The organism is Hymenobacter sp. YIM 151858-1, assembly GCF_025979705.1.
In the GTDB taxonomy this organism is placed as follows: Bacteria; Bacteroidota; Bacteroidia; order Cytophagales; family Hymenobacteraceae; genus Solirubrum.
This window is the reverse complement of the sequence record NZ_CP110136.1, coordinates 1,383,541-1,397,381: the sequence shown is the minus strand read 5'-3', so window position 1 is coordinate 1,397,381 and position 13,841 is coordinate 1,383,541. Positions and strand designations below refer to the sequence as shown.

General features: G+C 61.2%; 10 protein-coding genes. 4 read left to right on the top strand and 6 right to left on the bottom strand.

Going from position 1 to position 13,841, the window contains the following annotated elements:
* Positions 1-3 precede the first annotated feature (3 nt).
* Positions 4-1,932 carry an acetate--CoA ligase gene (gene acs, locus OIS50_RS06220; RefSeq protein ID WP_264694341.1) on the top strand — a complete coding sequence of 643 codons (1,929 nt, stop codon included), beginning with the start codon at positions 4-6 and terminating at the stop codon, positions 1,930-1,932.
* 80 nt (positions 1,933-2,012) lie between these two features.
* On the opposite strand, the gene OIS50_RS06215 is transcribed toward acs, so the two are convergent.
* Positions 2,013-2,603: a hypothetical protein gene (locus OIS50_RS06215; protein WP_264693455.1), complete on the bottom strand. Its 591-nt coding sequence runs from the start codon at positions 2,601-2,603 to the stop codon at positions 2,013-2,015.
* Between the two features lie 19 nt (positions 2,604-2,622).
* Positions 2,623-3,777: a zinc-dependent alcohol dehydrogenase gene (locus OIS50_RS06210; protein WP_264693454.1), complete on the bottom strand. Its 1,155-nt coding sequence runs from the start codon at positions 3,775-3,777 to the stop codon at positions 2,623-2,625.
* Positions 3,778-4,335: 558 nt separating this feature from the next.
* On the opposite strand from OIS50_RS06210, the gene OIS50_RS06205 reads away from it, so the two are divergent.
* Positions 4,336-5,928, top strand: a complete 1,593-nt coding sequence (locus tag OIS50_RS06205) for a glycerol-3-phosphate dehydrogenase/oxidase (RefSeq protein WP_264693453.1) — start codon at positions 4,336-4,338, stop codon at positions 5,926-5,928.
* A 139-nt stretch (positions 5,929-6,067) separates the two neighbouring features.
* On the opposite strand, the gene fahA is transcribed toward OIS50_RS06205, so the two are convergent.
* Positions 6,068-7,348 (bottom strand): fumarylacetoacetase, encoded by a 1,281-nt coding sequence (gene fahA, locus OIS50_RS06200; RefSeq protein ID WP_264693452.1) that lies wholly within the window; start codon positions 7,346-7,348, stop codon positions 6,068-6,070.
* A 123-nt stretch (positions 7,349-7,471) separates the two neighbouring features.
* Here fahA and OIS50_RS06195 point away from each other — a divergent pair, with 123 nt between their 5' ends.
* Entirely contained in the window at positions 7,472-8,227 is a 756-nt protein-coding gene (locus OIS50_RS06195) for a DUF6882 domain-containing protein (RefSeq protein WP_264693451.1), read from the top strand.
* Between the two features lie 118 nt (positions 8,228-8,345).
* On the opposite strand, the gene OIS50_RS06190 is transcribed toward OIS50_RS06195, so the two are convergent.
* On the bottom strand, positions 8,346-8,675 hold the full coding sequence (locus OIS50_RS06190) for a NifU family protein (protein ID WP_264693450.1): 330 nt from the start codon (positions 8,673-8,675) through the stop codon (positions 8,346-8,348).
* A gap of 59 nt (positions 8,676-8,734) precedes the next feature.
* Positions 8,735-9,832 carry an Mrp/NBP35 family ATP-binding protein gene (locus OIS50_RS06185; RefSeq protein ID WP_264693449.1) on the bottom strand — a complete coding sequence of 366 codons (1,098 nt, stop codon included), beginning with the start codon at positions 9,830-9,832 and terminating at the stop codon, positions 8,735-8,737.
* 595 nt (positions 9,833-10,427) lie between these two features.
* On the opposite strand from OIS50_RS06185, the gene dnaG reads away from it, so the two are divergent.
* On the top strand, positions 10,428-12,503 hold the full coding sequence (dnaG, locus tag OIS50_RS06180) for a DNA primase (protein WP_319805323.1): 2,076 nt from the start codon (positions 10,428-10,430) through the stop codon (positions 12,501-12,503).
* 54 nt (positions 12,504-12,557) lie between these two features.
* Here dnaG and OIS50_RS06175 read toward each other — a convergent pair whose 3' ends face one another.
* Positions 12,558-13,733, bottom strand: coding sequence for a metallophosphoesterase (locus tag OIS50_RS06175; RefSeq protein WP_264693448.1), 1,176 nt, complete (start codon positions 13,731-13,733; stop codon positions 12,558-12,560).
* Positions 13,734-13,841: the final 108 nt, after the last annotated feature.

Sequence of the window (13,841 nt, the reverse complement as noted above, 5' to 3'; positions counted from 1 at the left end):
GCCATGCCAGCCACCATTCCGAGCCACGCCCGCATTCGCTCCCTCGAAGACTACCACGAGGCATACCGCAAAAGCGTAGAAGACCCCGACGCGTTTTGGGCCGAAGTAGCCGAGCCGTTTACCTGGCGCCGCAAGTGGAACAAGGTGCGCGGCGGCGCCTTTTCGCCCGCGGGCCAATCGACGTGGTTTGAGGGGGCCAAGCTGAACATCACCGAAAACTGCCTCGACCGCCACCTGGCCGCCCGCGGCAACAAGCTGGCCATCATCTGGGAGCCCAACGACCCGAAGGAGCGCCACTTGCGCCTCACGTACCGCGAGCTGTACAACGAAGTGTGCAAGTTCGCGAACGTGCTGCACAACCTAGGCGTGGAGAAGGGCGACCGGGTGTGCCTCTACATGCCCATGATTCCGTCGTTGGCTATTGCCGTGCTGGCCTGTGCGCGCATCGGGGCCATTCACTCCGTCATCTTTGCTGGCTTCTCGGCCACAGCCATTGCCGACCGCGTGAACGATGCCGAGGCCGCCTTCGTGATTACCGCCGATGGCCTGAACCGCGGCCCCAAGCAAATACCCGTGAAGCGCGTGGTAGACGAGGCCCTGGAGCACTGCCCCTCGGTGCGCAAGGTGCTGGTGATTGAGCACCTGGGCTGGCCCGTGCACATGCATGAAGGCCGCGACGTGTGGTACCACGAGGAGGTAAAAGAAGCCGGCAAAACCTGCACCGCCGAGGAGATGGACGCCGAAGACCCGCTGTTCATCCTCTACACCTCGGGCTCTACGGGCAAGCCCAAAGGCGTGGTGCACAGCACCGCCGGCTACATGGTGTGGGCCGATTACACCTACCGCAACGTGTTTCAGGTAGAGGAAAACGACGTGTACTGGTGCACCGCCGACGTGGGTTGGGTTACCGGCCACTCGTACCTGCTCTACGGGCCGCTGCTGGCCGGTGCCACCACGCTTATGTTCGAGGGCGTGCCCACGTACCCCGATGCGGGCCGCTTCTGGCAGGTGTGCGATAAGCACTCGGTTACCATCTTCTACACCGCGCCCACGGCCATTCGCTCGCTCATGGCCGCCCCGCTCGATAACGTGCTCAGCTACTCGCTCGACTCACTGCGCGTGCTAGGTTCGGTAGGGGAGCCCATCAACGAGGAGGCTTGGTATTGGTACTACCAGCACGTGGGCAAGGAGCGTTGCCCGGTGGTAGATACCTGGTGGCAGACGGAAACCGGCGGCATCATGATTTCGGCGCTGGCGGGCATTACGCCCAGCAAACCCGCCCACGCCGGCTTGCCGTTGCCGGGCGTGCAGCCCGTGCTGCTTACGCAGGAAGGCCAGGAGATTGAGGGCAACGACCAGGAAGGCTACCTTGCCCTGAAGGCCTCGTGGCCAGGCGTAATCCGCACCACTTACGGCGACCATGAGCGCGCCCGCCAGACGTACTTTGCGCCGTACCCCGGCTACTACTTTACCGGCGACGGCGCCCGCCGCGACGAGAACGGCCTCTACCGCATCATCGGCCGCGTGGATGACGTGATTAACGTATCGGGCCACCGCTTCGGCACCGCCGAAATCGAAAACGCCATCAACCAGAACCCGCACGTGGTGGAGTCGGCCGTGGTGGGCTACCCGCACGATGTGAAAGGCCAGGGCATCTACGCCTACGTGATTTGCCATCAGGGCGAAGGCAACACCGAAGCGGAGCGCCACCACCTGGAGGCCAGCATCATCGAAACCGTAGTGGCCGAAATCGGCAAAATCGCCAAGCCCGATAAAATTCAGATTGTATCGGGCCTGCCCAAAACGCGCTCCGGCAAAATCATGCGCCGCATCCTGCGCAAAGTAGCCGAAGGCGAAACCAGCAACCTAGGCGACACCACCACGCTGCTCGACCCCGCTGTGGTGGATGAAATCATTGGCGGGCGGAAGTAGCCTATTCGCAACTCTGACAAAGCAAAAGCGCCGGCCCAATTGGGCCGGCGCTTTTCTGTGGTTGCGTACCTAGGGCGCGCCTAGTACTGGTTCTCGTCGTAGTAACGGTCGTCGGCGTAGTACTCGTTTTCATCGTAGTACCGCGCTTTCTTCTTGTTCTTTTTCTTTTTGCGCGAGCCTTTGTTGTCGTCGCCCGAGGTGAGCCAGAGTACCAGGCCGGCCGATACGGCGGCAAAGGCCGAAAGGCGCAAAATCAGGCTGGTGCGGTCGTGCTTCCAGGAGGCGTTGTAGCCTTTTTCCTTCCAGATGTTCGGGAACTTGCCGTGGGCAATGTCCTCCAGTACGCCTTCCACCACGTTCACGCGGTCGGCCAGCACCAGCGGCAGCCAGTGGTTGTACTCGTTTTCGCTCCACCGGAATGCCCAGCGCCGAATCATGCCGCTCAGGCCCATGGGCGGCGAGGCGGTGCCGAACACGGCCGTCAGGTTGGGCCGCTCGTTGGAGTGCAGCACCTCAACCTCAGCGGGCTGCTGCGGGGGCCGCTGCCAGTTGTAGCCCTGCATCTCCAGGTCGGTGCGGTTGGGCTTCATGGGGTAGGTGGGGTCGTTGTTCGGGTCGGCGTCGATGCCCCAGCCCGGAACGCTCTTGGGGTCAATTACGTGCTTTTGCATGGGTCAGTAGGCTAGGGGGTTAGCGGGCATTCGGCATGATGAGCACCGGTTTGATGCAGTTGTCGAGCTTGTCGGAGAAAATGCGGTAGCCATCGGCAATATCCTCCAGCGGAATGCGGTGCGTAATGATTTCCTTGGGCTTGATGACGCCGTTCATCACGTGCTCGATCAGGCGCGGCAGGTGGCGCTTCACGGCGGTTTGGTTGGCCCGGATGGTCAGGCCCTTGTTCAGCACGTTGCCCATCGGAATGAGGTTGTCGGTGGGGCCGTACACGCCCACGCACGACACAACGCCGCCCTTTTTAACGGAGTTGATGGCCCAGTGCATGGCCGTAGCCGAGCCGGCCTGAATCAGCAGCTTGCGCCCGGTAATGGTTTGCAGCACGTCGCCGGCCGCCTCGGCCCCCACGGCGTCAATCACGCAGTCGGCGCCCATCCAGTCGGTTTGCTTTTTGATGAACAGCACCGGGTCGTCCATGTCCTTCTCGAAGTTGTAGGCCTCGCAGGGGGCGTAGTTGCGCACGAACTCCAGGCGGTAGTCTTCCTTATCGAGCACGATTACGCGGCCCGCGCCAAACAGCCACGCCGATTTGGCGGCCATAATGCCCACCGGGCCAGCCCCAAAAACTACAACGGTATTGCCGGGCTGAATACCGGCCATTTCGGCGGCCTGGTAGCCCGTGGGCACCACGTCGGTGAGGAGCACGGCGTCGTCGAGGTCCATGCCGGGCGGAATCACGGTGGGGTTGAGGTTGGCGTAGGGCACGCGCACGTACTCGGCCTGGCCGCCGTGGTAGCCGCCGGCCGTGTGCGAGTAGCCGTAGATGCCGCCCACGGCCGTGGCCATCGGGTTCGACTCGTGGCAGTTGCCGTAGAGGCCCTGCTGGCAGAAGTGGCAGCGGCCGCAGGAGATGTTGAAGGGCACCAGCACCTGGTCGCCTACCTTTAGCTTGGTTACCTCGGAGCCGATTTCCACTACTTCGCCCACAAACTCGTGCCCGAACGTGGTGCCCACGCGGGTGTCGGGCACGTTGCCGTTGTAGAGGTGCAAATCGGAGCCGCAGATGCAGGAGCGCGTTACGCGCACGATGGCATCCTCGGGGTGCTCGATTTCCGGCATGGGTTTTTGCGTGGCGCGGACCCTTTTCGGGCCCCGGTAGTCCATAGCTAACATACGAATCGGGTTTTTAGGTGCATGGAATGCATGGGTGAGCAAGGCGCCCGCCGCGGGGTTTTGCACCCACGCTATTTCAAATAGAACTTCAGCGGACAAGCATAGAGTACTGTCCTGCGCCGTTTAGGTTGCGGATTAATCCAGATCCGGTCGGTAAATCTGCTGTCAATCACGGCAGTAGCCACGCGTGCCGGAGCGTTGCGCCGTTTGCCCGGTTGCTTGTCACTAAAGCCCGCTTTTCACCTAGGGCAAGCCCGAATCAACCGAGGCGAGGCCGAATAGATCGATAGTAAAAGCGTATATCAATGGTGCTGCCTGACTCAGCTGAATGATGCTAACCAGGTTTACTAATCCTGGCATTCTTGGTTGAATAAGATTTTCAGGTTTGGTCATCAGGTTTACTTTCGAACCGAATACTTGTGGCTTCCGGTTTTCCTGTGGGTATTGGCTTGACGGACGGTAACCGCAGTTACCTCGCGGCCCAGCTTTGCCTTGGCCGATAGGAAAGCTCAGCGGGCATTGCGAACTTCAGCACCCACTCAAATTACTTGCCCCGCGATGCCCACTGCAGCCGCATTCAGCCGAGAGGCCCAACTCCGGCAACTGGCCGCCACTACGCGTTGGGATGTGGTGGTGGTAGGCGGCGGGGCCACCGGCCTGGGCGTCGCGCTCGATGCCGTAAGTCGGGGCTTTTCGGTGTTGGTGCTCGAGCAAGTCGATTTTGCCAAAGGCACCTCCAGCCGCAGCACCAAGCTGGTGCACGGCGGCGTGCGCTACCTGGCGCAAGGCGACCTAGGCCTCGTGCGCGAAGCGCTGCGCGAGCGGGGCCTGCTGCTGCGCAACGCCCCGCACCTCGTGCACAACCAAACCTTCGTTATTCCGGCCTACAACCGGCTTAGCCGCCCGTATTACGCGCTGGGCCTGAAGCTTTACGACGTGCTGGCCGGCCGGCTCGGCCTGGGCTCCTCGCAGATGCTGACCGCCGCGCAAGCCCTCGGCTACCTCGGCAGCAACCTGCGCGCCGAGGGCCTGCGCGGCGGTGTGCTGTACCACGACGGCCAGTTCGACGACGCCCGCCTGGCCCTGAACCTCGCCCAAACCTGCGCCGAGCGCGGTGCCACCGTGCTGAACTACGCCCCCGTAACGGCCCTGCTGAAAAACGACCTAGGCCAGGTAATAGGCGTGGAGCTGGTGGATGCCGAAACCGGCGCCCGGCACCAGGCCTTGGGCCACGTAGTGGTAAACGCCACCGGGGTGTTTGTGGACGAAGTTCTGCGCCTCGACGAGCCTTCCCAGGTCCCGTTGGTAAGGCCCAGCCAGGGCGTGCACCTGGTGCTGCCGCGCCGGTTTCTGCCGGGTTCGGCAGCCCTGCTCATTCCGCGTACCGACGATGGCCGGGTGCTGTTTGCCGTGCCGTGGTATGGCCGCGTAGTGCTAGGCACCACCGATACCCCGCTGCCCCAGGCCAGCCCCGAACCCAGGGCGCTCGAGCAGGAGGTCAACTTTATTCTGAACACCGCCGCCCGCTACCTGCAGGAGGCGCCCACCCGCGCCGACGTGCTCAGCGTATTTGCCGGGCTTCGGCCGTTGGCAGCCACCAGCAAAGGGAACAACGCCACCAAAAACATTTCGCGCCGGCACTACATCCGCGTTTCGGCCTCGGGGCTGCTCACGATTACCGGTGGCAAATGGACGACCTTCCGGCAGATGGGCGAAGACGTGCTCGACCAAGCCGTTGCCCTCGGCAAATTGCCCGACCGCCCCAGCCGAAGCGCCGAGCTTCCCATTCACGGCGCGCAGTCGGCTCCTTATCATAGCCAGGAGCCCGGGCACCTAGGCGTTTACGGCAGCGACCTGCCCGCCCTGCGCCGGTTAATTGCCGAAAACCCCGCCTGGGCCAAGCCCTTGGATGCAACTTTCGAATACGTGCAGGGCGAGGTAGTGTGGGCGGCCCGCCACGAAATGGCCCGCACCGTGGAAGACGTGCTGGCCCGCCGCCTGCGCGTGCTGTTCCTCGATGCCCGCGCTGCCCAACGCATGGCACCCCAAGTGGCGGAGTTGCTGGCCCAGGAATTAGGCCGCTCCGCGGAATGGCAACGCGAGCAAGTGCGCAGCTTTACGGCCTTGGCACAAGGCTACCTGCTGACCTAAAGATGTAGCGCGGAAATCCGTTGGCTACGCCGACCTTCGGTTCCGCGACGCGCCTAAAGCGCGTATTCGGTACCGCGCAGCACCACATACGCGCTTTAGGCGCGTCGCGGAACGGATTTCCGCGCTACAAGCCCAACGGCTACTCTGCCGCCGGCAGCACGGTGCCGCGCACTTCGCCAAAGCCGATGCGCAGGCCGTTCTGCTCGCAGAAACCGCGCATAATCACGGTGTCGCCGTCCTGGATAAACTTGCGCTGCGTGCCATCCGACAAGGTCAGGGGCTTGGTACCGCGCCAGCTCAGCTCCAGCATCGAGCCGTACGAATCGGGCGTGGCACCCGAAATGGTGCCCGAGGCGTACAGGTCGCCTACCTCCAGCGGGCAGCCGTTGGAGGCGTGGTGCGTGAGCTGCTGCGCCATGCTCCAGTACATGTACTTGAAGTTGGAGCGGCAGATGACGTTTTCGTCGCCGCCCTGCGGCTGCAGGCTTACCTCCAGCTGAATATCAAAGTTGTGGGCGCCCACCTGGTGCAGGTAGGGCAGGGGCTCGGGTTCTTGCTCGGGGCCGGTTACCCGGAAAGGCTCCAGCGCATCCAGCGTAACCACCCACGGCGACACGCTGCTGCCGAAGTTCTTGCCCAAAAACGGACCTAGGGGCACGTACTCCCAGCTTTGCAGGTCGCGGGCGCTCCAGTCGTTGAACAACAGCAGGCCAAAAATGTGCTCTTCGGCTTGCTCCAGCGGCACGGTTTCGCCCAGCGCGGTGCCCTGGCCCACCACCATCGATACTTCCAGCTCAAAGTCGAGCTGCTGCGAGGGGCCGAAGGTGGGCACCTGGGCATCGGGCGCCTTCCGTTGGCCTAGGGGCCGGCGAATATCGGTGCCGCTGACCACGATGCTGCTCGTGCGGCCGTGGTAGCCAATGGGTATCCACTTCCAGTTGGGCAGCAGGGCGTTGGCCGGGTCGCGGAACATGGTGCCCACGTTGGTGGCGTGCTCGATGCTGCTGTAAAAGTCGGTGTAATTGTTGGGCTTTACGGGGCGCAGCATGCGCACGTCGCGCTGGCGTACCAGGCAGGTGCGCATGGCCTCCTCGTTGTCGCGCAGCTCGGTATTGTCGTGGCGCAGCAGCTGGCTTACGCGCTGCCGCACGGCCCGCCACACCGGCCGGCCCAGCTTAATAAAGGCGTTGAGCGAACGACGGCGGAATACCCGCGGCTCCGAAGGCAGATCGAGCCCGCGGAAGAAGCCGAATTGGCTTACGGCGTACAAATCGAGCACGTACTCGCCAATGGCCACGCCCACCCGCGTACCGCGCTCCTCCGTTTCGAACACGCCAAACGGCAGGTTCTGGATAGGAAAGTCGCTGTTGGGCGCAATGTCAATCCAGGAGTGCAGGGAGGGGTCGTTTGGGTTGGCCATATGTTTGAAAACAGGGTGGATTGCGGGCAAAGGTAGAAGCCGAAGCGGAAAAGCAGGGTATCTAAGCAGTTTGCCTGCTTACACTGTGTTGGCTACCTTCAGGTTCCCAATCCAGATAAAATCATGAGTAAATTAGAATACAGTGGATTTGCTGATCAATGCCTGCACGACTTGCAATTATTACAAGAACAATTCATAACAGACTATGACATTAATTCTTATGAGAACTGGTTTTATGATAATGTCACAGGTTTATTAACCTTTTCGACGGGAGAGGAAGAAATCAATTTCCGATTCGTGTTGGCAGGTACTTATTCTAGAAACACTAATACTTGGCAATGGGCGTGGGACAAAGAATCCGTTTTTTCAAAGGGCGAGGAAGAGATTGAAGCTATAAAAGACTTTGGAGAGCAAGCCGCGTTTGATAAGCTTATTACTGGATACTTTGAAAGCTCCGAAGAGGAAGCATGGCAACTAAGTGCAATAGCAGTCTATTTGCTTAATGGCATAGGAATATACAGGCCAGTATGCGAGCATTTGTTAAGTTTTTTGGTAGTGCTAGATGTGGTCGATAATGAAACTGCTCAGGAAATTAAAAATAAGTACGTCGAGTGTGGGTTACACGAATGCCGAAGAAGAGCGTTTGTGTGCCAACACCTGAATCGTGATTCAAAAGTTGGGTTTGAGGAGGCTTTTGAAACGTATGAAAACATGGAATTAGACCTTGAAGATGATCTTCAAGCATGGTGTGATGAATGCGAGAAAGTTAGGGAGCGAGAAGGTGAGTGGAATGACAGTTCTATGGCTTTTGCTAACATCAGACCGGTATGTGAGCAGTGCTATTTCGATATGAAAGAAATTAACCTAAGACGTAAATAAATCTTACGGCTACGAAACCAAAAACCACCGCGCCCCGCCTCCGCCGAAATCGGCAGAAGCGGGGCGCGCTGCTGTTGGTGCTTCCGAAAAACGAAAAACCAACAACAAAAAACGAATCTTAATTAGGCGTAGGCACCGGGTTCGGCTGCACAGGGCGGCCAACCTGGCCGGCCGGCTGCGGCGCCGTAATACCGTTTACGGCCTCTACGGCCAAAATCTCGGGCACCGCCTTCTTCACCGATTCTTCAACGCCGGCTTTCAGCGTCATCGGCGACATGGGGCAGGTACCGCAGGCACCCATCAGCTCCAGGCGGAGCACCATATCGTCGGTAATCTCGAGCACGCGCACGTTGCCGCCGTCGGCTTCCAGGTACGGACGAATGCTGTCGAGAGCTTTCTCGATGCGAGGCAGCAAGGGGTGTTCGAGGAGAGTGGCAGACGCTGACATAGTTACTAGACACTTGACCTTAGGGCGAAGTTCGCACTTTCGCCGCAAACGGGTCGGCTTTACTTCACTTCCACCACCTGCGTGCGCGGCGCGATGTTGTTGCGGATCGACACCTGCTGGGCCAGGTTCTCGGCCAATTGCTCGAAGGCCGGGGCCACCGCCGCGGTGCTTTGCAGCACCACCGGAATGCCGGCGTCGCCGTTTTCGCGGATGCCCTGCACCAGCGGAATTTCGCCCAGCAGCGGCACCTGGTGCTTGCGCGCCAGCTCGTGGCCACCGCCCTGCCCGAAGATGTAGTACTTGTTTTCGGGCAGCTCGGCGGGCGTAAACCACGCCATGTTCTCGATTACGCCCAGCACCGGCACGTTAATCTGCGGCTGGCGGAACATCTGCAAGCCTTTCTGCGCGTCGGCCAAGGCTACTTTTTGCGGCGTGGTTACAATTACGGCGCCGGTTACGGGCACCGTTTGCACCATCGTCAGGTGAATATCCGAGGTGCCGGGGGGCATGTCGAGCAGCAGGTAGTCCAGCTCACCCCAGTCGACTTCGGTAATAAACTGCTTCAGGGCCGACGAAGCCATGGGGCCGCGCCACACAATGGCCGATTCGGCCGGGGCCAAAAAGCCTATGCTCATGATTTTCACGCCGAACCGCTCGATGGGCTCGATGAGGTTGCGGCCGTCGGGCGTCTGGAATACGTGCGGGCGGGCATCCTCTACGCCAAACATCACGGGCATGGAGGGGCCCGAAATGTCGGCATCCACAATGCCTACTTTGGCACCCGAGCGGGCCAGCGCCACGGCCAGGTTGGCCGTAACGGTGCTTTTGCCCACGCCGCCTTTGCCCGAGGCAATGGCCACGATGTTCTTCACGCCGGGCAGGATGTCGCGGTTCTGGCGCATGGTCGTCACGCGCGAGGTCATGTTCACGGTCACCTCGGCGTCTTTGTCTACCATCGTCTGGATGGCGCGCACGCAGGCGTTGCGGATGAGGTCTTTGAGCGGGCAGGCGGGCGTGGTCAGAATCACGGTGAAGGAAACCTTCAGTCCGTCAATCTGCACGTCCTCAATCATATTGAGCGTCACGAGGTCTTTCCCTAGGTCGGGTTCCTCCACGTAGCTCAGGGCTTTCAGTACAGCTTCTTGGGTAATGCTCATAGGGGTAGAAGGGCGGGCTTGGCCGCTGCGTTGGCAAAGGTAATTGTGATTCGGTGGCCGAAGCTGAAAACCCGCAAAACGCAGTCGGAGTTTGCTCGACGGCCCAGAACCGCAAACTCCCCTCCTCAGCTGAGGAGGGGACGCGGCAGTTTACTGCCGCTGGGGTGGTTGACAATCGTTGCTGATGTTGTTGGACTGAGTCCGTTGCTCGCGTCTGGCATCCTGACACAGGACCTTCGCACGTCTGCTCGACGGATAAATGAACGTCATGCTGAGCGAAGTCGAAGCATCTCTACCGCGAACCTCACCCCCAGCCCCTCTCCAAAAGATAGGGGAGCGGTTCGTATTTGGGGTCAGCACGCGAGATGCCTCGACCAGCTCGGCATGACAACGACCTAGGGCCGACGTTCCCGCGTGATAAGGTTCTTCGGCTGGCGCCTCAGAATGACAGTTTACACAACGGTAACCAACGACGGTCAACTTTAGCCTACACCCCGCCCAACGCCCGCAACGGCGGTCAACCACCCCTGTTGCGCCGAAGGCGCAACATCCCCTCCTCATCTGAGGAGGGGAGTTCGTACCTTCGCGGGCCAAATTGCTCAGCTCCGCCGTGGCTCTTATTCCGAAGGAAACCATCGACCAGGTATTGCACTACGCCGACATTGTGGAGGTAGTAGGCGACTTCGTCACGCTCAAGAAAAAAGGCCAGAACCTGTGGGCCTGCTGCCCATTTCACCACGAAAAGTCCCCCTCGTTTTCGGTAGCGCCGGCCAAGGGCATATACAAGTGCTTTGGCTGCGGCAAGGCCGGCGACGTGGTGCGCTTCGTGATGGACGTGGAATCGGTGAGCTACCCCGAGGCCATTAAGTGGCTGGCCAAGAAGTACGGCATCGAGATTAAGGAAGAGGAGAAGACGCCGGAGCAGCAGCTGGCCCAGAATGAGCGCGACTCGCAGTACATCGTATCGGATTGGGCGAAAAACCGCTACAAAAAGCTGCTGCAGGAGTCGGAAGAAGGGGAGAGCATTGGCTGGGCCTACCTCAAGGAGCGCGGCCTGAACCAAGCCACCATCGAAACTTTCGAGCTGGGCTACTCGCTCGACAAGTGGGACGACGTGCTGAACGAGGCCCAAAAGGCGGGCTTCGACGTGAAGTACCTCGAGAAAACCGGCCTCGTGATTAAGCGCGAGGAAGACGGCCGCCGCTACGACCGGTTCCGGGGCCGCGTGATGTTCCCGATTCATAACATATCGGGCCGCGTAGTGGGCTTTGGCGCCCGCACCCTGCGCCGCGACGAAAAGGCCGGGGCCAAGTACCTGAACTCGCCCGAATCGGAGATATACCACAAATCGGATGTATTGTACGGCCTGTACCAGGCCAAGCAGGCCATTCGGCAGGAGGAGCTGTGCTACCTCGTGGAGGGCTACCTCGATGTGATCAGCCTGCACCAGGGCGGCATCAAAAACGTGGTGGCTTCGTCGGGTACGTCGCTGACGGAAGGCCAGATACGGCTGATTGCCCGCTACACCGACAACGTAACGGTGCTCTACGATGGCGACGCGGCCGGTATTCGGGCGGCGTTGCGCGGGCTTGATATCATCCTGGAAAACGGCCTGAACGTGCGCGTGGTGCTGTTTCCCGACGGCGACGACCCCGACAGTTACATCCGCAAGGTGGGCGACAAGCGCTTCCAGGAGTTTGTAGAGGCCAACAGCCAGGATTTCATTTCCTTTAAAACCAAGCTCGCCGCCCGCGAAGCCGCCAACGACCCGGTAAAGAAAGCCGAGGCCATTCGCGACGTGCTGCAGAGCATTGCCAAAGTGCCCGACCCGCTGAAGCGGCAGGTGTTTCTGCAGCAAACCGCTGCCACTTTCCACATCGACGAGCAGGTGCTCATTTCGGAGTACAACAAGCTCGTGAAGCAGGGCGCCCCTAGGTCGTCGGGCAGCGGTGGCAGTGGGGGCGGAGCGGCCGGCAGCACCCGCGGCCACAGCAGCACCGCGGCCGTGCAGCCCGGCGGCCAGCTCACGGGCCTGGGCCAGCAACCGCCGCGCCCACAGCCCCAGTACGACGACGCCATCCCCGACGAGGCCTACGGCTTTATGGGCGACGAGCCCACCGAAGACGGAACGGAGGACGAACCGGTGCCCGACGTGCAGCAGGCCTGCGAAAAAGAAGTGGTGCGCCTGATCCTGAACTACCCGGCGCAGCAGCTGGCCAACGAGCACACCGTGGCCGAATACCTGCTGAGCCAAACCGACGAAACGCCTTTCCGCACGCCCATCTACGCCGACCTCCTGCACCTGTGCCGCGAGGCCCTAGGTGCCGGCCGCTTCCCCGATGCCCGGGAGCTGGTGCGCCACGAGCGCAGCGACATCCGGGCCGTGATTACTGACCTGGTAACGGAGCCGCACGAGCTCAGCCCGAACTGGATTACGCACAGCATTTACGTGCCCCGCGAGCTGGATATGCTGCAGGAAGCCTGCGACAACGCCATTCTGCGCCTGAACAAGTGCAACGTGGAGCGCGAGCTGACCGACTGCCTGAACGCCATGAACGCCCTCGACCCGAACAACGTGGAGGAGTACCTGGCGCAGATGGCCATTTTCAAAAGCCTGAAGCAGCTGGATATGCAGCTGGCCGGGCTGCTGGGCACGATTGTTTCGCGGTAACCGAACCGCGCGCGCCACCCTCGGCGCACCTCAGCGAGAACCCGCTGCTGGTGCCTACAACGCCTGCTTGCGCCCTAGGTTGTCGACGACCGAAAACTTCCCGCCTTCAACCCACAGCGCCTGCATGAAGCCTTGCTTCGTGTGCTCCTGGTGCGGTAAGTCGATGGCAACGACCTGCCCGTCGTAAAGCGGCGTAATTTTCTCGACGGGCGTGTGGGCAATAACCATTCGGGTGGCGCTGTATTGCCGCAGCACCGCCGCTACGTGCGCCGCCGGGGCTTCTTCCTGCGCAATGCCGCGGTACCAATCGGGGCTGAGCTTGGGGTTGCGCACCAGCTGCTCGGCGGGGCTGGGCGCGGCGGGTTGGGGGGCATCGAGGCTACGGCGCGTCAGCGCATTGAGCTGCGCAAGGGGCAGGCGTAGCGCGGCTACCTCGGGGCTGATGCCGCCGTGCACGAACAGCGTGGGGCCGATGCGCTCCACCACGTTTTTGGAGCGCAGCCAGCGGCCCAGCTCGGTATCGGGGGCGTACCAGCGGGCGTAGTCGAGGCCCAGCGAATCGGCGTTGTGGCGGTACTTGCGGCGCAGGTACTTGTGGTGGCCCGTGAGGTTCATTACCTCGTGGTTGCCCAAAATGAAGTGGACCTTGCCACCGGCTTGCGCGGCCTCGTGCTCCAGCTTGTACAGCAGCCACAGGCACTCGGTAACCTGCAGGCCGCGGTCGAACATATCGCCCACAAACACCAGGTGGCCGGTGCCAAAACGCCAGCGGGTTTGCGCATCCATCACGCCGGCGCCCTGCAGCAACTGTTGCAAGCCCCGGAAGTTGCCTTCGATGTCCGACAGCACCAGCATGCGGGCGGGCGCGGGGTACTCGGCCGGCTCGACGGCCGGAAACGGGTGCCGCGGAAACCGGAACGTAAGGCCGGTTTCCTGCACAAAGCAGCTAAGCGAATCGGTGGCGCGGCGGAGCGTATCGGTTTGCAGCGCATGGCCTAGGTGGCCGGGCACGATGCGGCGGCTGAGGGCCGTGCCATCGGGCAGGTACTGCACCACCGGCCCGTCGGGCGAAAAGCCCGAGTTGTCGGGAATCGGGCGTTTGATGGAGAAACCGGGGAAAAAGTAAACGCGGTCGATAACGGCTTGCGAGGCCAGCGCGAGCCCGCCGGCCAGGTACAGGAAATAAGCCGCAGCCAGCGCAAGCAGCGCACGTTTGGGTTTAAAGGCCATTCAGGTAACGTATCGGTATAGATAAGGAGCTTGGCTGCGAGATAAGCATAAATGCGGCAAGTGCGCGGCCCCGCCTCGGCGCAAGCCTTAGCCAGAACCGATCAGCCG